At 64.3% G+C, this 17,917-nt stretch carries 22 protein-coding genes and 1 pseudogene; 11 read left to right on the top strand and 12 right to left on the bottom strand.

Annotated features, from left to right (window positions below; all coding sequences use genetic code 11):
• Positions 1 to 209: 209 nt before the first annotated feature.
• From EFAMC1_RS03450 to nrdD, 3 genes are all read right to left on the bottom strand, one after another.
• Positions 210 to 1,259, bottom strand: coding sequence for a hypothetical protein (locus tag EFAMC1_RS03450; RefSeq protein WP_154052938.1), 1,050 nt, complete (start codon positions 1,257 to 1,259; stop codon positions 210 to 212).
• Positions 1,260 to 1,543: 284 nt separating this feature from the next.
• Positions 1,544 to 2,125 carry an anaerobic ribonucleoside-triphosphate reductase activating protein gene (nrdG, locus tag EFAMC1_RS03455; protein WP_154052939.1) on the bottom strand — a complete coding sequence of 194 codons (582 nt, stop codon included), beginning with the start codon at positions 2,123 to 2,125 and terminating at the stop codon, positions 1,544 to 1,546.
• Between the two features lie 301 nt (positions 2,126 to 2,426).
• Positions 2,427 to 4,649, bottom strand: coding sequence for an anaerobic ribonucleoside-triphosphate reductase (nrdD, locus tag EFAMC1_RS03460; protein WP_154052940.1), 2,223 nt, complete (start codon positions 4,647 to 4,649; stop codon positions 2,427 to 2,429).
• Between the two features lie 565 nt (positions 4,650 to 5,214).
• Between nrdD and trpS the strand changes: the two genes are divergently transcribed.
• On the top strand, positions 5,215 to 6,264 hold the full coding sequence (trpS, locus tag EFAMC1_RS03465) for a tryptophan--tRNA ligase (protein ID WP_154052941.1): 1,050 nt from the start codon (positions 5,215 to 5,217) through the stop codon (positions 6,262 to 6,264).
• A 229-nt stretch (positions 6,265 to 6,493) separates the two neighbouring features.
• Positions 6,494 to 6,652, top strand: a complete 159-nt coding sequence (locus tag EFAMC1_RS03470) for a hypothetical protein (protein ID WP_222838632.1) — start codon at positions 6,494 to 6,496, stop codon at positions 6,650 to 6,652.
• Positions 6,653 to 7,178: 526 nt separating this feature from the next.
• Here EFAMC1_RS03470 and EFAMC1_RS03475 read toward each other — a convergent pair.
• On the bottom strand, positions 7,179 to 7,721 hold the full coding sequence (locus EFAMC1_RS03475; RefSeq protein ID WP_154052942.1) for a D-alanyl-D-alanine carboxypeptidase family protein: 543 nt from the start codon (positions 7,719 to 7,721) through the stop codon (positions 7,179 to 7,181).
• Positions 7,722 to 7,826: 105 nt separating this feature from the next.
• On the bottom strand, positions 7,827 to 8,057 hold the full coding sequence (locus EFAMC1_RS03480; RefSeq protein WP_154052943.1) for a flavodoxin: 231 nt from the start codon (positions 8,055 to 8,057) through the stop codon (positions 7,827 to 7,829).
• A 193-nt stretch (positions 8,058 to 8,250) separates the two neighbouring features.
• Between EFAMC1_RS03480 and EFAMC1_RS03485 the strand changes: the two genes are divergently transcribed.
• From EFAMC1_RS03485 to EFAMC1_RS03500, 4 genes and pseudogenes are all read left to right on the top strand, one after another.
• Positions 8,251 to 8,763 (top strand): hypothetical protein, encoded by a 513-nt coding sequence (locus tag EFAMC1_RS03485; protein ID WP_154052944.1) that lies wholly within the window; start codon positions 8,251 to 8,253, stop codon positions 8,761 to 8,763.
• A gap of 65 nt (positions 8,764 to 8,828) precedes the next feature.
• Positions 8,829 to 9,308, top strand: coding sequence for a 23S rRNA (pseudouridine(1915)-N(3))-methyltransferase RlmH (locus EFAMC1_RS03490; RefSeq protein WP_154052945.1), 480 nt, complete (start codon positions 8,829 to 8,831; stop codon positions 9,306 to 9,308).
• Between the two features lie 80 nt (positions 9,309 to 9,388).
• A complete protein-coding gene (locus EFAMC1_RS03495) occupies positions 9,389 to 9,640 on the top strand; it encodes a hypothetical protein (RefSeq protein WP_154052946.1) in 252 nt (83 codons plus the stop codon).
• Between the two features lie 18 nt (positions 9,641 to 9,658).
• Positions 9,659 to 9,826, top strand: a pseudogene (locus EFAMC1_RS03500) (GNAT family N-acetyltransferase); the annotation flags it as partial.
• Here EFAMC1_RS03500 and EFAMC1_RS03505 read toward each other — a convergent pair.
• Entirely contained in the window at positions 9,792 to 10,118 is a 327-nt protein-coding gene (locus tag EFAMC1_RS03505) for a helix-turn-helix transcriptional regulator (RefSeq protein WP_154052948.1), read from the bottom strand. The pseudogene EFAMC1_RS03500 and the gene EFAMC1_RS03505 overlap by 35 nt on opposite strands.
• 251 nt (positions 10,119 to 10,369) lie before the next feature.
• On the opposite strand from EFAMC1_RS03505, the gene EFAMC1_RS03510 reads away from it, so the two are divergent.
• On the top strand, positions 10,370 to 10,837 hold the full coding sequence (locus EFAMC1_RS03510) for a zinc ribbon domain-containing protein (protein ID WP_261981749.1): 468 nt from the start codon (positions 10,370 to 10,372) through the stop codon (positions 10,835 to 10,837).
• Positions 10,838 to 10,945: 108 nt separating this feature from the next.
• Here the strand turns inward: EFAMC1_RS03510 and EFAMC1_RS03515 are convergent, their stop codons facing one another.
• Both EFAMC1_RS03515 and EFAMC1_RS03520 read right to left on the bottom strand, forming a co-directional pair.
• Entirely contained in the window at positions 10,946 to 11,221 is a 276-nt protein-coding gene (locus EFAMC1_RS03515; RefSeq protein ID WP_154052950.1) for a hypothetical protein, read from the bottom strand.
• Positions 11,222 to 11,242: 21 nt separating this feature from the next.
• Positions 11,243 to 12,379, bottom strand: a complete 1,137-nt coding sequence (locus EFAMC1_RS03520) for an alpha/beta fold hydrolase (protein WP_154052951.1) — start codon at positions 12,377 to 12,379, stop codon at positions 11,243 to 11,245.
• A 124-nt stretch (positions 12,380 to 12,503) separates the two neighbouring features.
• Here EFAMC1_RS03520 and EFAMC1_RS03525 point away from each other — a divergent pair, with 124 nt between their 5' ends.
• Complete coding sequence (locus tag EFAMC1_RS03525; RefSeq protein WP_261981750.1) at positions 12,504 to 13,079, top strand: TetR/AcrR family transcriptional regulator; 576 nt, start codon at positions 12,504 to 12,506, stop codon at positions 13,077 to 13,079.
• 323 nt (positions 13,080 to 13,402) lie between these two features.
• Here the strand turns inward: EFAMC1_RS03525 and EFAMC1_RS03530 are convergent, their stop codons facing one another.
• The 3 genes from EFAMC1_RS03530 to EFAMC1_RS03540 form a co-directional block, all read right to left on the bottom strand.
• Positions 13,403 to 14,242 carry a DUF1700 domain-containing protein gene (locus EFAMC1_RS03530; RefSeq protein ID WP_154052953.1) on the bottom strand — a complete coding sequence of 280 codons (840 nt, stop codon included), beginning with the start codon at positions 14,240 to 14,242 and terminating at the stop codon, positions 13,403 to 13,405.
• Complete coding sequence (locus EFAMC1_RS03535; protein WP_187324538.1) at positions 14,239 to 14,574, bottom strand: PadR family transcriptional regulator; 336 nt, start codon at positions 14,572 to 14,574, stop codon at positions 14,239 to 14,241. Before EFAMC1_RS03535 ends, EFAMC1_RS03530 begins: the two co-directional genes overlap by 4 nt.
• Positions 14,575 to 14,924: 350 nt before the next feature.
• Positions 14,925 to 15,305, bottom strand: coding sequence for a DUF488 domain-containing protein (locus EFAMC1_RS03540; RefSeq protein WP_222838633.1), 381 nt, complete (start codon positions 15,303 to 15,305; stop codon positions 14,925 to 14,927).
• A gap of 188 nt (positions 15,306 to 15,493) precedes the next feature.
• Between EFAMC1_RS03540 and EFAMC1_RS03545 the strand changes: the two genes are divergently transcribed.
• The 3 genes from EFAMC1_RS03545 (at position 15,494) to EFAMC1_RS03555 (ending at position 16,387) form a co-directional block, all read left to right on the top strand.
• Positions 15,494 to 15,652, top strand: coding sequence for a hypothetical protein (locus tag EFAMC1_RS03545; protein ID WP_187324539.1), 159 nt, complete (start codon positions 15,494 to 15,496; stop codon positions 15,650 to 15,652).
• A 130-nt stretch (positions 15,653 to 15,782) separates the two neighbouring features.
• Positions 15,783 to 16,070 (top strand): type II toxin-antitoxin system Phd/YefM family antitoxin, encoded by a 288-nt coding sequence (locus EFAMC1_RS03550; protein ID WP_154052954.1) that lies wholly within the window; start codon positions 15,783 to 15,785, stop codon positions 16,068 to 16,070.
• Between the two features lie 2 nt (positions 16,071 to 16,072).
• Positions 16,073 to 16,387 carry a hypothetical protein gene (locus EFAMC1_RS03555; protein ID WP_154052955.1) on the top strand — a complete coding sequence of 105 codons (315 nt, stop codon included), beginning with the start codon at positions 16,073 to 16,075 and terminating at the stop codon, positions 16,385 to 16,387.
• A 302-nt stretch (positions 16,388 to 16,689) separates the two neighbouring features.
• Here EFAMC1_RS03555 and EFAMC1_RS03560 read toward each other — a convergent pair.
• The coding region (locus EFAMC1_RS03560; protein WP_154052956.1) for a sensor histidine kinase at positions 16,690 to 17,917 on the bottom strand (1,228 nt) is incomplete at its 5' end.

Consider the following 17,917-nt stretch of genomic DNA (forward strand, 5'->3'; position numbering starts at 1 on the left):
AACCGCACACCCAAAATATCCAAATGAAAGAAGCCATACAAAACCGCTTAGACCGCACAGCGCCCAATCACCCCCCAACATACGTCAAAGGCAAATCCTATTTCCAACCGGGCAAAGGCCCGCCTTGTCCCACAAAGAGCTGGCCTCTAATATGCAGCAATGAGAATCAAGCCGCTTAGACGCAGAAAACCAGCAAAGGGGGTCGCAGCTCAGAAATGAACAAGCGGGTCTGACCACTCGTTTCGATGCATCCAGTAGCCAAAGAGCTCGGACAACAGGTGGGCCCTCTTTGACTCATAGTCCAAGGGCAGCCTATACACGCGCTTGTCTAGGTTCCTGCGAAGCGCACCCGTTATGGCCTCAAACCTGACGACGCTCCTCAGGTGTCGCGGCCTGCCGACAACCACCGGAATGCCCATCGCCGCATAGGCGTTCCTGCGCCTCTCGTCATACTCCTGCTGCTCCTGGAGAGAATGGAACGTCAGGCTGTCGTATTCGAAAGCAACCCCATCCCAATAGATATCGGGGGTTATGGTCTCCCTCCCCAGCAGGGTCGCAGCCTCAGTGTTGAGGCTAAACTCGTGATTGAGGAGCGGCATCTCAAAGCCGGAACCGCCATACCGCGCAGGCAAGATGAGCGAGCAATAGATTGCGGCCTCAGCTGGTGACCCAGATCCATCGGCGACGTATTTGGCAACGCTTCGCAGCGCTTTGACGTTGCGGAAGCCATCGAACAGGGCAGCAGAGCGTCGAATGGCATGGGCACTGGTTATCGGCTCGCATCCATAGACGACCTCTCCGTTGGCGCGCCTAAAGGTTCCGCACAGCTCAAGTCCAAGCTGGAGCGACTCGGCACGCGTCAGGCGGGACAAGGCCTGAAGAAAGGCGAGCTCAGGCGAGCAGACTGATAGCCCATCGATTGCCTTCCCTCTGCAGACGACGGGAAAGAGGCAGCCGGCAGGAAGAGGGCGCGAGTTCAGGTGACACACGACTCCCCGCAGGCGCCTTCTGGAATCCATGTCACCCACAAGGACGTGAACGTCATACCCATCCTCGATGACCCCGAGCCTCATGAGGCTTTCGATGGCATCGCGATCCGGGGCCTTGCTGGGAAGGGAACGCCACCGGGAGGGCCAGGCCTGTTCGAGCATGTCAGCGGGAACGAACGAGACCGAAGACGAGAAAAGGCCATAGAGGGAGGGGGTCGAGGCCCGCCTCCAGTAGTCAAGCGCCGTTATGTCGCACAGTGTCAGCTTCATGGGAACAGCATGGGACATCCGAGGGACAGCCACAGGATAAATCCCAAATTCTCGGGCGCCCGCAGACACAGACCCGACAAGCCGCCGACAAAAATGGGGCGCTCTGTGCAGAATGGGCGCTTTAGATTGTCGACAAAGAGTCATACGGGATGGTCGGATGTTGAAAGGCAGTAAGACCGCAGCTTACCAATTACATCTTTGATTGTTGAAAAGTCGACATGCCTGCCACCGGCACAATGCGATGCGTGTTGATTATTCATTTTGAGCCGAAGCGCACCGGTGCCTTAGTTCATTGTGTGGGTGGCGAAGACGGTCTCGTCCGCCCAGGGGACGATGATGCCGCCTGCCGGCACTCCGTCCTCCCCTATCGTCGCACGCGTGGCCGCAAGGTCAATGAGCCGCTGGTTGGACGACCCTCGAAAGCGCAGGGTGATGTCCTTCTGCGCCTGCACGAAGGGACCATCCACGAGGACGTCGACGCAGTCGAGCAGGCGGTCCGTCACGCCCTCAAGCCAATGCGAGCCGCCCAGCACCAAATCCCGGTCGTAGACGTAGCCCGAGTAGCACCAGATGTCCTTCTCGGGAAGCTCGCGCACCACCCGCTCAACGAGGCCGACGAGCACCTGCTGGTTCTCGGGCTCCATGGGGTCTCCGCCCAGAAGCGAGAGCCCCCGGATGTAGCTCGGCCGCAGGCTGTCGAGAATGGCGTCCTCAGTGGAGCGCTCGAACGGCAGGCCAAAGCCGAAGTCCTGCGCCTCGCCATTGAAGCACCCCGGACAATGCAGCCGGCACCCCGACACGAACAGGCTCGTCCGCACCCCAACCCCATTCGCGATGTCGCAATACTTGATGGTGCCATAGTTCATGGAATGCTCCAACGAAGAGACAGTGCTTGGGCTTGGGCTTGGGCTTGGGCTTGGGCTGCAGGGGGGGGCTCAGAGACTGGGCTGGGGCTGGTTGCGGGGGCTAAGAGGCTGGGCAGCATTGGATTCAAGACCAAACCAGCCCAAGCCGACAAGAACCCGATGGGACGCATAGAGGATGCCACCGGCCAAGCACAGTAGACAGCACCAAAGGACGCGCGGGACACCGAAGTGAGGGGCTAAGGGACTTTGCAAGGCAAAGTGACCCCGAGCGCAGGCGTCCCGAGCGTCCCCCAGCAGGGACCTACAGGTGCATCACGCGGTCGCGAATCTCCTCCGTGCGGCCCTGGTTCCAAAACTGAGTGCCGATATACCCGCAGGTACGCCGCGCAACATTGAGTTTGCTCTGATCGCGGTTGCCGCAGTGCGGGCACTCCCACACCAGTTTGCCGTCGTCCTCCACGATCTTGATCTCGCCATCGTAGCCGCACACCTGGCAGTAGTCGCTCTTGGTGTTGAGCTCGGCATACATGATGTTGTCGTAAATGTAGTGCAGCACGCTCATGACGGCCTCGAGGTTATCCTGCATGTTGGGCACCTCGACATAGCTGATCGCACCGCCCGGCGACAGGCGCTGGAACTCGCTCTCGAACTTGAGCTTCGTGAACGCGTCGATCTTCTCGCGCACGTTGACGTGGTAGCTGTTGGTGATGTAGCCGTGATCCGTGATGCCCTTCACGATGCCGAAGCGGCGCTGCAGGCACTTGGCGAACTTGTACGTCGTGGACTCGAGCGGCGTACCGTAGATCGAGTAGTCAATGTTCTCGACACCCTTCCACTCCTCGCACTTGTCGTTCATGCGCTGCATGACCGACACGGCAAACGGCGTGGCCTCGGGGTCGGTGTGCGAGTGGCCGGTCATGTACTTGACGCACTCGTAGAGCCCCGCATAGCCAAGCGAGATGGTGGAGTAGCCGTTGTAGAGCAACGGGTCAATGGGGGCACCCTTGGGCAGGCGGGCCAGCGCGCCGTACTGCCAGAGAATCGGCGCGGCGTCGGACAGCGTGCCCTTGAGACGCTCGTGACGGCAGCGCAGCGCCTTGTGGCAGAGCTCAAGCCGCTCGTCGAAGATCTTCCAGAACTTGTCCATGTCGCCGCCGGACGACAGCGCCACGTCGGGCAGGTTGATCGTGACCACGCCCTGGTTGAAGCGGCCATAGTACTTGGGCTTGCCCGGCACGAAGTTCTTGGCGTGCGCCACGTTGTCAAACCCGTTGCCCGAGCGGTCGGGCGTGAGGAAGCTGCGACACCCCATACAGGTGAAGCAGTCGCCGTTACCGGCGGTCTCGCCCTTGGAGAGCTTGAGCTCCCTCATCTTCTTCTCGGAGATGTAGTCGGGCACCATGCGCTTGGCCGTGCACTTGGCCGCAAGCTGCGTGAGGTAGTAGTACTTCTGGCCCGGCTCGATGTTGTCGTCCTCGAGCACATAGATGAGCTTGGGGAACGCCGGAGTAATCCAGACGCCCGCCTCGTTCTTGACGCCCTCGTAGCGCTGGCGAAGCGTCTCCTTGATGATGAGCGCAAGGTCGTGCTTCTCCTGAGCGTCGCGCGCCTCGTTGAGGTACATGAAGACGGTCACGAAGGGCGCCTGGCCGTTCGTGGTCATGAGGGTCACGACCTGGTACTGGATGGTCTGGACGCCGCGGCGGATCTCCTCGAGCAGGCGGCCCTCGACCACCTCGCGCACCTTGTCTTCGCTGGCGTCGACACCCAGCTCGGTGAGCTCGCGCGTGACCTCGCGGCGAATCTTCTTGCGCGAGACGTCGACGAACGGCGCCAGGTGCGTGAGCGAGATGGACTGGCCACCGTACTGGCTGGAGGCCACCTGCGCGATGATCTGCGTGGCGATGTTGCAGGCCGTGGAGAAGCTGTGCGGCTTCTCGATGAGCGTGCCCGAGATGACCGTGCCGTTCTGCAGCATGTCGTCGAGGTTCACGAGGTCGCAGTTGTGCATGTGCTGCGCGTAGTAGTCGGCGTCGTGGAAGTGGATGATGCCCTCGTCGTGGGCCTCGACCACGTCCTCGGGCAGCAGCATGCGCATCGTGAGGTCCTTGGAGACCTCGCCGGCCATGTAGTCGCGCTGCACGGAGTTGACCGTGGGGTTCTTGTTGGAGTTCTCCTGCTTGACCTCCTCGTTGTTGCACTCGATGAGGGACAGGATCTTGTCGTCGGTGGTGTTGGACTGGCGCTTGAGGCCCTGCACGTAGCGGTACGTGATGTAGTTGCGCGCGACCGAGAAGGCGCCCTTGGCCATGATCTGGTCCTCTACCATGTCCTGGACCTCCTCGACAGTGACCGTGTGGCCACAGGCCTGGGCCTCGGCCTCGACGACGTCGGCCGCGTCGACGACCTGCTCGTGGCGCAGGCGCTGCTCGGGCGGCACGGTGACGTTGGCGCGCTCGATCGCGGAGACGATCTTGTTGACGTCGAACGTGACCTCGGAGCCGTTGCGCTTCACGATCTTCATGGCAAGTCCTTCCGTGCGAGCCTCGCGGGGCGGGGCATGAGTTCGTGCGAGCGACCCCAAGATGTTGGGGTCATATCAAATGTAACAAGCATCATATGGCGTATGTGCCATTTCTCTTTACAAAGATGATGCTACGCGAACCGTCCGGCAAATCCAGTCTTGACATTCTGGGCGGCCTTTCCTCCAAAGATACAACTTGCATGGTGTGGATAAATCGATTCCTACCATATCTTGTGTTTCCGCAGCTCATGGGGCCTTATTGGGTCCTTGCGCGGGAAGGCTTGGGCGAGGCAGGCCCACGCGGCGGCGCCGGGCTGCCAAAAGCCCCACAGGCGCTCCACATGACGGCGCGGGAGGGGCCGGCGAACGTGACGGTTGCGGACGAGCGGCCCGGCAAGAGGGGTGCGGGCGGCAGTTGACGCCGACAAGGCGCGCCCTGGCATCAACACGTACGGCACCCACGCGCTCTCCTCCCCCAACACCACCAAAACCCGTTGCCGTATCATGGAACGGTTTAACCTAGCTGCCGGGTCCCCGCCCGACACGTCCACACGCAGGAGGAACCATGCCCAACGAGGGAAGCTACGAGGTCGCGCTCGAGCGCAGCCGCCAGATCGAGGCGGGTCTCAAGGACCACCCGGAGAAGTACGTCATGCTCACCGGCGACCGCCCCACGGGCCGGCTGCACCTGGGCCACTACTTTGGCACCCTGCGCGGTCGCGTCGAGCTGCAGAACCTGGGCGCGCGCACCAACGTGCTCATCGCCGACTACCAGGTCATCACCGACCGCGACACCACCGAGCACATCCAGGACAACGTCTACAACATGGTCATGGACTACCTCGCCTGCGGCATCGACCCGGACAGGACCATGATCTACTGCCACTCGGCGGTGCCGGCCTGCAACCAGCTCATGCTGCCGTTCCTCTCGCTCGTCTCCGAGGCCGAGCTGCAGCGAAACCCCACCGTCAAGGCAGAGATGGAGGCCTCGGGCCACGAGCTCACGGGACTTCTGCTCACCTACCCAGTGCACCAGGCGTGCGACATCCTGTTCTGCAAGGGCAACGTGGTGCCGGTCGGTCGAGACCAGCTGCCCCACATCGAGCTCACCCGCCAGATCGCGCGTCGCTTCAACAAGCGCTATGGGAAGGTGTTTCCCGAGGTGGACGCCCTGCTTTCCGACACGCCGCTTCTGCCCGGCCTCGACGGGCGCAAGATGTCCAAGAGCTACGGCAACGCCATCTCGATCTCGATGACGGCCGAGGAGACGGCCAAGCGCATCAAGAAGAGCCAGACCGACGGCGAGCGCAAGATCACCTTCGACCCCGAGAATCGCCCAGGCGTCTCGGGCCTGCTCTCCACGGCGGCCATCTGCACCGGCCGGAGCGAGGCCGAGATTGCCGACGAGATCGGCGAAGCGGGTGCCGGCGCGCTCAAGAAGTTCGTGACCGACGCGGTGAACGAGTACTTCGCGCCCATCCGCGAGCGCCGGCATCAGTACGAGAACGACCTCGACTACGTGAAGGACGTGCTGCACGAGGGCAACCGCAAGGCCAACGAGATAGCGGAGGCCACCCTGGCCGAGGTCCGCGAGGCCATGGGCATGACCTACTAGCAAGCATGACGCGCCCGGGAGGCTCCCCGCCTCCCGGGCGCGTTCTTTTGGTGACAGCGTTCTGGCGCCGGGGCATCGTTGCGCCGAGGCCTCGCCCGACGGGCTCATCACGAACCGCAGCAGCGCGCCCAACGTCCACCTGCGCGGCCGACACGCTAACGTGGAGCTGTCTGTCGAGACCAACCACTGGATTCGCGTCCACGGCAAAGCGGCTGTGAGGACCTCGCTCATGCGGTTCGTCTACCGCTTCGAGAGGCGCGGTAACAACTGGAAGATCAGCGACATGGCCGCACTCTTCGAGGCGGACAAGCTGGCGCCTGCGGTGCCGGGCGAGAACCTTGGCGTTGACCCGGCCGACCTTGAGGGCCTGCGGCGCTCGTATCGATAGCTTGCTTCGTGCGCACGCAAGCCGGCGGCACCGTGAGTCTCGACCTTCTCGGCACCGACCGGCCCGAGGACGTGGCCCGCGTCTACCAGGCCGCGCAGGGGTGGCTCAACGGCGGGCACATCTAGGAAACGTGCGGGCGCGCGGGGATCCAATTCAAGTACAAGGGGATACGCACGAAGGCCACGTCGCCAGCTTGCAAGATTTCTAGTGGACAGGGCGGGTCCTCATCCGGCAGTGAGGGTGGCTTGGCGTGCCCCGCTTCCCCGCCCAGACAAAACTATTCCGTTATCTAGATTTCTATGCCACCTTGCAGAGTAGCCAAGATGTGGCATTTTATAAAGCCGCTGCTAGATGCTCTAACTAAAGTGCTGAGGGCGCCCCGCTACTGAGCGGTGGGCGTGAAAAATCTAGATAACGGAATAGTTTTGCTTGGAGACGGGGCGAATTGGCCAAGGTTTCGCAATTGAGGGCAGCAACACCCACCACAACCACGCTAAACCGTAGTGGCATCGGCGCGCCCTGTTCCTCACGCGAAGCTGAGACGGCGAATCCCCGCCAGATACTCCTCGAGGCACAGACCCGAGCCACGGAGGTCGAGGGCCGCGTCGGGCCCCACGAAGCGGTAATGCCACGGCTCGTGCGCAAAACCCGTGACGTGGGACTTCCCCGACGGGTAGCGCTGGACGAAGCCGAATCGCCAGGCGTTCTCGGAGAGCCACGCCTGCACCTCGGCGTGCGCCACGGCCTCTCCCCTGGCAGAGCAGATGTCGAGCGCGACACCCAGCTCGTGCTCGCTCGTCCCGGGCAACGCCACAAGGCTCCTTGCCAGACGCCATGCCCGCAGGGGCGAGCGCCCCTGCAGCAGAAACGCCCCGACCTTGCGCACAAGCAACCAGGCCTGGCGCGACGAGCTGCGATAGGCAGAGGTGACAAGCGGGTCGAGACCGGCCGCGCGGCAGGCGGAGAGCATTGCCCTCGCAGGTTCGGCGACGCGCTCGTCGACGCGAAGGTTACCCTCGAGCTCGACGAGTCGCGGCCGCCGCATCGCCGCAGTGATTGACATGGACATCCCGACCTCCTTCCCGGGCAACAGGGCCCCATCGGTTGTCCCAAGTTTCCAGCACACGCGACGCCCGCTCCATATACCTCGGCTTACGCATCGATGACGGTTCTGTCATCCACAGCGAGAGCCCCAGACCTCTCGCCCACGCGCGGGCCTCGCGCCCCTGTCATTCGCCTCGCGCGTGCCGCGGCTATGCTTGTCGTTCCAGTTGAGGTCTGCCGCCGTGTAGGGCGTGGCCGGCCTGACCTCAGCCAGGTCGGCACCCAGCTCCTCGGCCACGGCCTTGGCCGCGCGTACCGTGGCACCCGTGGCGGAGAAGTGCGTCACAAGAATACTTGCCATGAGCGATCATTTCGATAGCTAAGATTGACTGACTCCAAAAACTGTCACCTATGACACAACGGGAGGGCAAACATTTCAAATATTGATGAAGAGATTTCGTATTCACTGCATGTACGCCTTATCTGCAGCACCCCCGGCACCCAAACCAGATACGACACGTTGTCCGAGAGAGCGACAAAGATAGGAGCCCGACATGGCACTCCCCCATCTGACGTTCATCGTCCAGGCGACCGTCTGCCGCGCGCTCTTCACGGCAGCAATCCTGGCATCGCGACACCATGACCCCGTCGTCTCATTCCGCACCTACCCGCCGGCGGTGCAGGAGCGTATGCGCGCCAGGCCCGAGTACGCGCAACAGATCCCCACGGACGCGAAGACCGTGGGCCGCAAGATTGCGGCGGCGTTCGTCATCGCGACGGCACTGGCCACCGCGTCCAGGCTCGCCGGCGCGCGCGACGCCGCCAGTGCCCTCGCCTGGTCGCTCGGCCTCTGGTCCGCCGTGAACCTCCGGGACGCGCTCATCATCGACACGCTCTGGTTCTGCCGGGGCTGGGGCTACCGTCTGCCTGGAACGGAAGATCTTGAGGCCGAGTACCGCAAGGTCGGACGCCACAGGGTCGACTTCCTCAAGGGCGAGGTCATCGGAGGACTCGCGGTGTCGCTTGCCGCGTCGGGGCTCATCGCGCCCGTGGGCTACGTGGGGTGACACCCGGCCGACAGCCTGCCTGCGCTCTGTCACAATGGCACCGTTGTCGAGGGGAAAGGGCGCGCATGAGGTTTACCGTCGTAGCAGTGGGCAAGCTGAAGGAGCGGTTCTGGAAAGACGCCTGCGAGGAGTACCTCAAGCGCCTGCAGCCTTATGCGAGGACGACCGTGCGCGAGGTCGCCGACATCGACCCGGCCAAGGCCGGCGGCGTGGCGACCGCGCGCGTCAAGGAGGGCGCAGCCATCTGCGGCACCCTCGACTCCCTGGGCAGCTCCACGCACGTGATGCTGCTCGACATCGGCGGGCGCGAGCGCTCGAGCGAGGAGCTGTCGCGTCGCCTCGACGAGCTCGCGCTTCGCGGCTCAAGCGACTTCGCCTTCGTGATTGGCGGCTCCGACGGCGTGAGCGAGGAGGTGCGCAGACACGCGGTCGAGACGCTCTCGTTCGGCCCCATCACCCTGCCCCACAACCTCGCGCGCGTCGTGCTGCTCGAGCAGCTCTACCGCGCGCAGAAGATCTCGCGCGGTGAGCCGTACCACAAATAGGGGAATCGCAAGCAAGGGGCGAACACGACACGCACATCGCCGAATGCGTCGTATAGTCACCTCAGGAGAAGGGGCATGTCTTGATACGTGAGATCAACTGTTGCGAGGTAAATGCCCTCGAGCCGTGCCTCGAGGCACTTGCCGAGCACCACAATGCCGTAAGCATGTACTTCTCGGAAACGTTCCCGTCCAGGCCTTTCGCTGAGACGCTCTCTCGCTTTGGCGAAGGGCTCGCCTCGGGCGCCAGCCGCTGCGCTGTCGTCGAGGTGTCGGGGACGGTTGTGGGATTCTGCAAGATAGACCTGGAAGCGCCCAAGGGCCACATCGACTAACTCGACGTACTTGACGGCCATCGTGGCTACGGCCTTGACGACGCCCTCATGACCTGGGCAATCCAAACGCTCGAGTCGAACGGAGCAACGGCCATCGACCTCAAGGTCGTCTACGGCAACGATGCCGAACGCTTCTACGAGCGCTACGGCTTCAAGCCCGCCCTTCTTGTGATGTGCCGTCAGTAGCCAACGCCGCATGCCCGTAGGGAGGAAGCCCCCTCCCTCCACCGCGAGCTGCCAGGGTAAGGACATCCCCCGGGACCGCGAAAGCGAAGGCCTGCAGGGCCGTGGACGCGAGTATCAGCGCGATGACCGAACGCCCGGCACCGCCCTGAATCGATGGACTGTCAACGGGGCCCTTCTCCCACTTCGAGACCGCGGCCTTCGTGACGCCAACCCGCTCGGCGAGCGCGGCCTGGGTGACGCCCAGCTCCCTGCGCCCCGCGGCGATGTTCTCGGCGATGCTCGTGTTCCTCATGGCTCCTCCTCGTTGGAAATGGCGGGAGGACCGGCCCCTGGGTCAAGTATCACGGCGCTTGCCAGTTGACACAATAGAGACACGGTTGACCTTTCACGGGTTTCGTCAATCAATTGAAGCCTCCTCTCTCCGTATCCACGAGTCCTAAAGTAGGCGGCAGGCCACGCAACCATCCGTTTCTTGACGGTTCCCCAACGCGCCCGGGACAATGAGAGCGTCGTACACCTCTAATGACGGGAGCACCAATGACCATGAGCAACACCATCACGCAGATCCGCGCCGCGGCCGGCCTGACGCAGGAGGAGATGGCCCGCAAGCTCTCTGTGACCAGGCAGGCTGTCTCGCGCTGGGAGCGCGGAGAGACGACGCCAGGCATCGACATGATCAAGCTCATCTGCGTGACCTTCAACGTGCCGCTCGAGCGATTCTTCGACATGCCTGTGAACCACTACTGCCAGTGCTGCGGCATGCCGATTCCCAGCCATGAGCTGCACGGCACCGAAGCCGACGGCTCTGAGAGCGCCGACTACTGCAAGTGGTGCTACGACCACGGCGCCTTCACGGCCGAGAACGTGGACATGGACGAGTTCATCGAGCAGACAGCGGACCTGACAGCCGAGGCCCAGGGAATCTCGCGCGAGGAGGCCGTCTCGCTTGGGGCGACACTGCTCCCGCATCTGAAGCGTTGGCGGGACGAAACACGAATGGAAAGGCTGTAAGGCAAGGCAATCGCATAGGCCGCGTCACTGACACTGTGCCCGACTTCGTGTCGGGCACAGTTGTTTTTATAGAGTGCGTACTAACCGAGTCGTACGCGAAATCTTGACTCACGCACCCGCACAACCACGCTTTTCTGGTTGCTTGTCCTCTTTTTCTTCCACCCAAAACTGAGGGATGAACCATCTCTCGAAGCTGTATTCATCTCCTTCGGGCAACCAGTTTTCATCATTTAGGAAGAATGAAAGGTCGTCATCACCGCAGAGGTCCTCCGGCCATTCATCCCAACCAGCATCTTCGGACTCGTCCGAAGGCTCCATATGCGAAGGCACCCAAACCGTCAAAGTAGGCAGGATGAAGATAACCGATACGGCTGCTTGTCTCATCGATTGCTTTGTCCCGTAGCGCTACGGCAGGCGCCCCTCCGTCTCGTCCAGCCAGGCGCGCACGACGCCGAAGGCAAGCGGGAGGTTTCCGACCTGGCAGTGCTCCGCCGCGTGCTCGGCATCGGTGAAGACGCGCGTCGTCACGCTGTTGGCGTTCACGAGCTCGCGCGCCACCTGGCCGAGCCGCCGAAGCGGCACGTACTGGTCGCGCTCGCCCGCGAAGAGCAGCACGTCCTGCCGCACGAGCGGGCCCAGGCCCGCGAAGCTCCAGCGCTCGAGCTCGTAGAGCAGCTCGTGCGGGCTGTCCGTCCCCGTGATGGCCAGGGCCTGCTGTAGCTTCCATGCCATGTCGTGGTCACGCGCCGCGAGGCGGCTTACGGCAGCATCGATCACGCCTGAGGCGCGGCACCGCACGAGGGCCTCGAGTGCGGTGCCCGCGGGCCGGGGCAGGCGAATCTCCAGCGCGTCAAACATCCGATAGAACACGTCCATCGCCACGGCGCGCGTGATGCGCGGCTCGAACGCCGCTGCGCGCATCACGAGCAGCCCGCCGAGCGACATCCCCATCGCGGCGCAGCGCTCGATCTCCAGCGCGTCAAGCACTGCCCCCACGGGGCGCTCCCAAGCGAGCGGCATGGCGAGGCCGCGCATGAGCGCCGTCCCCTGGCCGGGCCCGTCGAAGATGACGACGTCGCGCCCGCAGTCGCCCAGCGCGCGCGACCAGCTCGCCATCTCCTCCATATAGCTGTCGAACCCGCCGAACAGCAGGAGCGGCTCCGCCGAGTGCTCGGCGGCGGTGCGGATTCGTAAGGCGGGCAGGCTCGACCCCGCGTAGGGGACTTCCAGGCGCTCCAGCTCGGGGCCGTCCCACCCGGCGTAGAACTCGCGGCGGAACCCCGCGACGGCCGTGCGCTCCGTCTCGGAGTCAAGCGGCTCGTAGAACGCCGCAGCGCCCCAGTAGCCCGAGGCGATGGCGTGGTCGCCGGCGGCCTCGCGCCGGCGGGCGAACTCCGACCAGCGGGGATACCAGTCCCGAGCGGTGTGAAGCCGGGGAACAACCTCGGCAAGGTCGTTCTCGACCGAGGGGTCAAGCTCGGGATGGGTGAAGCGATTAAGTTGCAGGTCGAACTGCTCGTCCCCGGTGTATGCGTGGAACATGGTGCCTCCTGATGGGTGCGGTCTTGGTTTTCTGGGAGATTCTCGCGCTGGGACGGCAGAGGGGCCACAAGCAGTATCGTATGGGGTGTAGGTTACCGGACACTTTGTCTGAGATTGGTTGGATGTGAAGGTAGACGTGGGTGATCTCAGAACCGAGAAGTCGGAGGAGGCCATTCGCGCTGCCTTTTTCGAGCTCGTGCGCGAGCGCGGGTTCGAACGCGTGACGGTCGGCGAGCTCTGCCGCCGCGCCCGCGTGGGGCGCTCGACGTTCTACGACCACCACGAGGACAAGTACGAGCTGCTGAGCTGCCTGGTCGGTGAGGTCATGGCCCGCGCGAGAACCATGATGTCCGAGCGGTTCGCGACGACTGCAGACGTAGCAACGGTGGTCGGTGGGGCGTACGCGTGGTTCGCGAGCGAGCGCGACGAGCTGTCCTGCCTACTGACCATCCATGTTCCCGAAGCCGACCTCGCGGCGCAGTTCCGTGAGCTGTTGGAGGAGGGCTTTGCGGAGCGAGTTGCGGGTGACGAGGGTGCCGAAGGCGGCGCGTCCACCGTCCCCATCGAGCTACTCGCGAAGCTCTACGCCTCGAGCGCGCTCACCATGCTCGAGTGGGTCCTCGTCCATGGGGACGAGGATGGTGCAGCAGCGACGTTCGTCGGCGAGGCATGGGCGCGGTTGATGCCGTTGCTCGGGTAACAAATCGATCGGGTCGATTTGTCATCCAGCTGGGAGCTCCAGCGTGAAGGTCGTGAGGCGGCCAGCCCCTCTCGGGAGGGATGGCGCGGGCCGAGCTCGAACAGGCGCCATCCCTCAACCTTCATCAGGCGTTTCCAGAGACAGAAAAACCGCCCCGGCACGCAGGGCGCCCCGGAGCGGTAATAGCATCTCTGCTTTTGTGTTCATAGAGGACTCTACCATCGAGCCGATACACACTTCCGGGCAGCCAAGACGGGATGGCGTTCGCAATCGCCCGCAGTGGCGCAACCAATCAGGACGGACCCCGTCCCATCAGGCCACGACTAGCTCTGTGAATAATCCGGTTCAGGACCAGCGTAGAACAGCTGCAAGCCGAGGGGATTCGTGAACTCGTTGGCCGACGCCGTCGTCCGCGACAACTCGGACGCGGCGGACGCCGAGTCGAAGCCCGTACAGCCCCAACCGGCAAGGCCCGACACGAGTCCCACGCCGACCATGATTGCCGCCACGAGGTGTACGAGGCTCCAGGCGGGATGCATGGAGCTCCGCTCCCACCGGGGCACCCCGGTGCGGACGAAGGGGGACACGACGGCGCGGGCGCACCAGACGATTGCCTTGACCAGCAGCTTCGAAGCGACGACGGCCAGATGGATGCCGAGAACCCCCACGCCGGTAACGGCGACGCCACAGCCAAGCCCCATCAGCGCGCCGGCGACGCTCCCCGCTTTGACGCCCGCCACAAGGTACAACAGGCCGATGGGAGCCCCGAGCAACATCGACGCGGCAATAGCCCATACAGCCACAAGCAGACCGAAGAGGCCTATAAAGCATCCGACGACCACCATGATCACGCCGAGGGCCAGGGGAATCCACACGGGCGAACCGATCACGACGGCCACTATGAACGCCACAGACCACGACCTCGGGGTCTCGGGCGACCTGAGCCGCGCCGCCGCCCGCGGGACGGCGGGCATCTCGGAGATGATGCGCGCCGCGGCCTCCGCCGGGGGCTCGAGCGACCCGACGGCCTCCTCCTCGGAGACGCCCGCCTCAACGCGGTCATCGACCATCTCCTCGTAGAAGGAGACCGCGCGATCAACCTCGTCCTTTGAGAACGCGGCAAGCCCCGCCCTCAGCTCGGAGAGATACTCGTCCTTCGTCATGATTGCCCCCTCGTTCCATCAGTCGTGATTGCCGTCTCGATGTAGTCGTAGACCGCCCGGACCTCTGCGCGCTCCGCCCGGAACCGCTCGAGCGCCTCGCGCCCAGCCTCCGTGGCCAGGTAGTACTTGCGGAGTCTCCCGTTGTGCTCAGCCGAGCGAACGGATACCTGGCCGGCCCTCTCAAGGCGCTTGAGCACCGGGTAGAGCGTCGACTCCGTGAGCCCCAGCGCCTGGGGCACGTTACGGATGATCTCGTAGCCGTACGACTCGCCCCCGCATACCGAGGCGAGCACGCACGCCTCCACGAAGCCGCGTTTCATCTGCGGGTCCATCGCGTCACCTCATCTCGCTCGCTGTAATACCCGTCACCGTCTTACACTATGCTTTACATAGTGTGTTGTGTCAACAGGTATATGAGAAAGAAGAAAGTCATTAGCTGATTGAGACGCGAACTCTCCCAGGGTCGGGAGGCGCTGCCCCTATCCCGCTGGGAGTTCGAGGGTGAAGGTGGTGAGGCGGCCGGGGTCGCTCTCGCAGGAGATGGAGCCGCCGAGGGCCTCGGCGCGGCGGGCGGCTTGGATATGCGGGGCTTGCCGAGCTCGTTCGCTCGGAGACTGCGAGCGAGGTACAAACGAGAAGAATCTAGCGTAACCGGTGGGGAAATCGCCACCTCGCTTGCTTCTCAGCATCCCAGCCGCTCCACCAGCCAGTCCTTCAAAGCGATCGTATGGTTGCAGGCGGAACCCTTCGCCGCGTAGAGCAGCGTTACGTTCCGACCGCACTCCAGCTGCTCGCGACACCGAACTGCCAGCACCTCGGCAGCGGGAGAGGAAATCAGCTCGTCCCGATAGCGCACAGAAAACGCCGCGAACCGCGGAGAATCGTGCCCAAACCACTTCCGGAGCTCCGGGGACGGCGCGACGTCCTTGTCCCACCCCGCAAACGCGGCACGCTCCTTCGAGATGTCGCGTGACCAGAGGCGATCGTTGAGGATGCGGTCGCCGTCTTCGTCCACCACCGTATCGTAGATTCGCCTGACAGCTATGGACGCCATGTCGATCATCCCTTGTCTCGATCTCCCGGGCCCGCAGGCCCGCCCCGCACCGCGTAGACGCCGACATCAGCGCTCCTTCTACCCGCTCGCACCGCGGAAAGTCCCGAAGACAGCCAGCCGCATCATGCGCCCCAAAAGAGACAGTCAACCGTATCGTTCGTCTCATCTTCGATATCGAGCGGAACGATGAACGCAACGTGACTATCGCGAACCGGGCCAAGGCGAAGGCGTTCGACCGGATGGGCTTCGTCTTCGGGACCCTGATCGCGGCATTCGCCCCCATGGGGACCGACATGGCCGAGGTGGTCCTGCTCATCGTCGCGAACTTGATCGTCGAGGGGATTCAGGTCCGATAGGGAGATGTAGCTAGAACCGTTCCCATGCTTCCAAATGCAAACAGATGCATCTCCATTCCGATTAACTTATAATTCGCAGCAGATTCACTGCTATAGTTATCCAAACGCCGCTCAATGCAAAGGAGGCCCCATGCCTGCCATGACGTCCATCGCGGACTTCACACGCCGCCCCGGCGAAATCATCTCCGAGCTCCACGAGACGCAGCAGCCCCTGTACCTTACCCGCAACGGAAAGTCGAGCGTCGTGGTGATGGATGCCGAGGCGTTCGAACGAGCCATGTCGTTCCGCGAGCAAGCCCGCGAGCGGGAGACGCGCGTGTACGACGGCATCATGCGCGGCATCGAGGACTTCCAGCGCGGCAACGTGACCGACGCGAAAGAAGGACTAGCGCGCATCCGCGCTGAGAAGGGCTGGTAGCGATGGCTCCGTATCAAGCCGTCCTCGCCAACAGCGTCCTCGACTTCATAGCTGAAAAGGTCAACTCGGAGCGCGTGCTCGCGAAGCTCGAGCAATATCGGGAGTTGCTCTCCCAGTACCCCGCGCTTGGCACCGTCTATGACCCGGATTACCCTGCAGCACGGCCGCCGATTACATGCCGCCAGCTGCCTATCCCGGAAACACCGTTCACCCTCTACTACGCAATCGACGAAGACCGCCGGCAGGTCGACGTGTTCTACATCGAGTTCAAGGGTGCTGACCCGATGGCAAGGTTCTCGTTCTCGGGCCTGTACTGAGAGAGGGCCTCAAACGGGCAAATAACGGCCCGGAAGTATGTCATCACTGCGGAATAGCTTGCCGCGGTCGCGGTATCCCGGTCGGGCCCGAACGAAGCGGGGGGGGGAGTCTCCCGTACCTCGTCCTCGCCGATCGAGCCTCCGAGCATCCCCGCCCCTCCTTCCCCTCTGGCCCAGATAACGTTGCGACGGCATAGTATGAGCGTCGGCCTTTCGAGAGAGATGAAATAAGCCCGGAGCGCGCGGGACCTGGTCGCGTCCGCCGGGCACATGCCGGCCGCATCGATGCTCGATGGCATCCGCTACCCCGCCGGGAGCTCCAGCGTGAAGGTGGTGAGGCGGCCGGGGTCGCTCTCGCAGGAGATGGAGCCGCCGAGGGCCTCGGCGCGGCGGCGGGCAATGGCGAGGCCGAGGCCGTAGCCCTCCGCGACCGGGCCGCGCGTGCGGGCGGCGTCGCCGCGCCAGAGGCGGTCAAAGACGCGGGGCACGTCGGCCGGGGCGATCCCGGGGCCGGTGTTGGACACCGAGACCGCGACGCGCCGCCCGCGGCGGGCGGCGGCAATGCGCACTGACCCGCCCTCGTCGGTGTACTTGATGGCGTTGGCGAGGAGCTCGCCCAGGATAGCCGAAAGGTCGTCCGCGCCGCAGGCGACCGCAGTGCCGGTCGCGACCGACAAGGACAGAGTGATCCCGCGCGCGGTAGCGCGGGCAGAGAGCCTGCCGACAAGCGCCGAGGCGACCAGGGAGGCGTCGCAGGTGCCGTCCCCGGGGGCGACCGGCCCGCGCGCGGCCTCGACCAGCCTACGCACGAGGCCGTCCATCTCGTCGAGGTCCTGCCTGAGGTAGCCCGTCCAGCGTGCCTGATCGCCGACGGTGCGGCCGGGGCTCGCCGTGAGAGCGTCGAGCGTGGCCGACATCGAGGCGAGCGGCGTCTTGAGCTCGTGGGAGGCGTCGGCCACGAAGCGCTCCTGGCACTCCCAGGCCTCGGCCGCCGGGACAAGGGCGCGCGCGGCGAGGGCGTGACACGCGAGGGCGGCGAGCGCGGAGCTCGCGAGCCACGCCGCGGCGAGGGCGAGGACGAGCGAGCGCAGGGCCGAGGACGCCGCGGTCACGTCGACGAGGACAACGGAGCCGCCCGACCCGTCGCCCGCGGAGAAGGACTCGGCGCCGGACCCGCCCGCGACGGAGCCGGTGTCCAGGCGCTCGAAGCGCCACTCCCGCCCCAGGGCCGTGACGGACCCCGAGGCGGCGCCCTCCGGCACGGCGGCGGCCAGGGCGGCGGCGTCCAAGGCGGAGAGCGCCCCCGTCTCGTCGGTCGCCGGACCGCCCGCCAGCGAGAGGCGCACGACTGGGTAGGGACCGGCCACCGCCACGGCCGAGGAGCCGTCCCCCACCGCGGGCGACTGTCCCGCGGCCTGCTGGAGCGCGGCGTCGGCCTCCGAGGCATACCCGCGCGCCGACCAGAGCCACGCGCCGGCCAGCGACGCGGCGAGCACGAGGGCCATGAGGGCCGAGGACGCGAGCGCCACC

This window comes from Olsenella uli (assembly GCF_901212675.1).
Classification (GTDB): Bacteria; Actinomycetota; Coriobacteriia; order Coriobacteriales; family Atopobiaceae; genus Parolsenella; species Parolsenella uli_B.

What these genes read in the sequence shown, in the direction of transcription:
- EFAMC1_RS03450 (WP_154052938.1), bottom strand. Translation starts at nt 1,259, where the DNA reads ATGAAGCTGACACTGTGCGACATAACGGCGCTTGACTACTGGAGGCGG.
- nrdG (WP_154052939.1), bottom strand. Translation starts at nt 2,125, where the DNA reads ATGAACTATGGCACCATCAAGTATTGCGACATCGCGAATGGGGTTGGG.
- nrdD (WP_154052940.1), bottom strand. Translation starts at nt 4,649, where the DNA reads ATGAAGATCGTGAAGCGCAACGGCTCCGAGGTCACGTTCGACGTCAAC.
- trpS (WP_154052941.1), top strand. Translation starts at nt 5,215, where the DNA reads ATGCCCAACGAGGGAAGCTACGAGGTCGCGCTCGAGCGCAGCCGCCAG.
- EFAMC1_RS03470 (WP_222838632.1), top strand. Translation starts at nt 6,494, where the DNA reads ATGCGGTTCGTCTACCGCTTCGAGAGGCGCGGTAACAACTGGAAGATC.
- EFAMC1_RS03475 (WP_154052942.1), bottom strand. Translation starts at nt 7,721, where the DNA reads ATGTCCATGTCAATCACTGCGGCGATGCGGCGGCCGCGACTCGTCGAG.
- EFAMC1_RS03480 (WP_154052943.1), bottom strand. Translation starts at nt 8,057, where the DNA reads ATGGCAAGTATTCTTGTGACGCACTTCTCCGCCACGGGTGCCACGGTA.
- EFAMC1_RS03485 (WP_154052944.1), top strand. Translation starts at nt 8,251, where the DNA reads ATGGCACTCCCCCATCTGACGTTCATCGTCCAGGCGACCGTCTGCCGC.
- EFAMC1_RS03490 (WP_154052945.1), top strand. Translation starts at nt 8,829, where the DNA reads ATGAGGTTTACCGTCGTAGCAGTGGGCAAGCTGAAGGAGCGGTTCTGG.
- EFAMC1_RS03505 (WP_154052948.1), bottom strand. Translation starts at nt 10,118, where the DNA reads ATGAGGAACACGAGCATCGCCGAGAACATCGCCGCGGGGCGCAGGGAG.
- EFAMC1_RS03510 (WP_261981749.1), top strand. Translation starts at nt 10,370, where the DNA reads ATGAGCAACACCATCACGCAGATCCGCGCCGCGGCCGGCCTGACGCAG.
- EFAMC1_RS03515 (WP_154052950.1), bottom strand. Translation starts at nt 11,221, where the DNA reads ATGAGACAAGCAGCCGTATCGGTTATCTTCATCCTGCCTACTTTGACG.
- EFAMC1_RS03520 (WP_154052951.1), bottom strand. Translation starts at nt 12,379, where the DNA reads ATGTTCCACGCATACACCGGGGACGAGCAGTTCGACCTGCAACTTAAT.
- EFAMC1_RS03530 (WP_154052953.1), bottom strand. Translation starts at nt 14,242, where the DNA reads ATGACGAAGGACGAGTATCTCTCCGAGCTGAGGGCGGGGCTTGCCGCG.
- EFAMC1_RS03535 (WP_187324538.1), bottom strand. Translation starts at nt 14,574, where the DNA reads ATGGACCCGCAGATGAAACGCGGCTTCGTGGAGGCGTGCGTGCTCGCC.
- EFAMC1_RS03540 (WP_222838633.1), bottom strand. Translation starts at nt 15,305, where the DNA reads ATGATCGACATGGCGTCCATAGCTGTCAGGCGAATCTACGATACGGTG.
- EFAMC1_RS03550 (WP_154052954.1), top strand. Translation starts at nt 15,783, where the DNA reads ATGCCTGCCATGACGTCCATCGCGGACTTCACACGCCGCCCCGGCGAA.
- EFAMC1_RS03555 (WP_154052955.1), top strand. Translation starts at nt 16,073, where the DNA reads ATGGCTCCGTATCAAGCCGTCCTCGCCAACAGCGTCCTCGACTTCATA.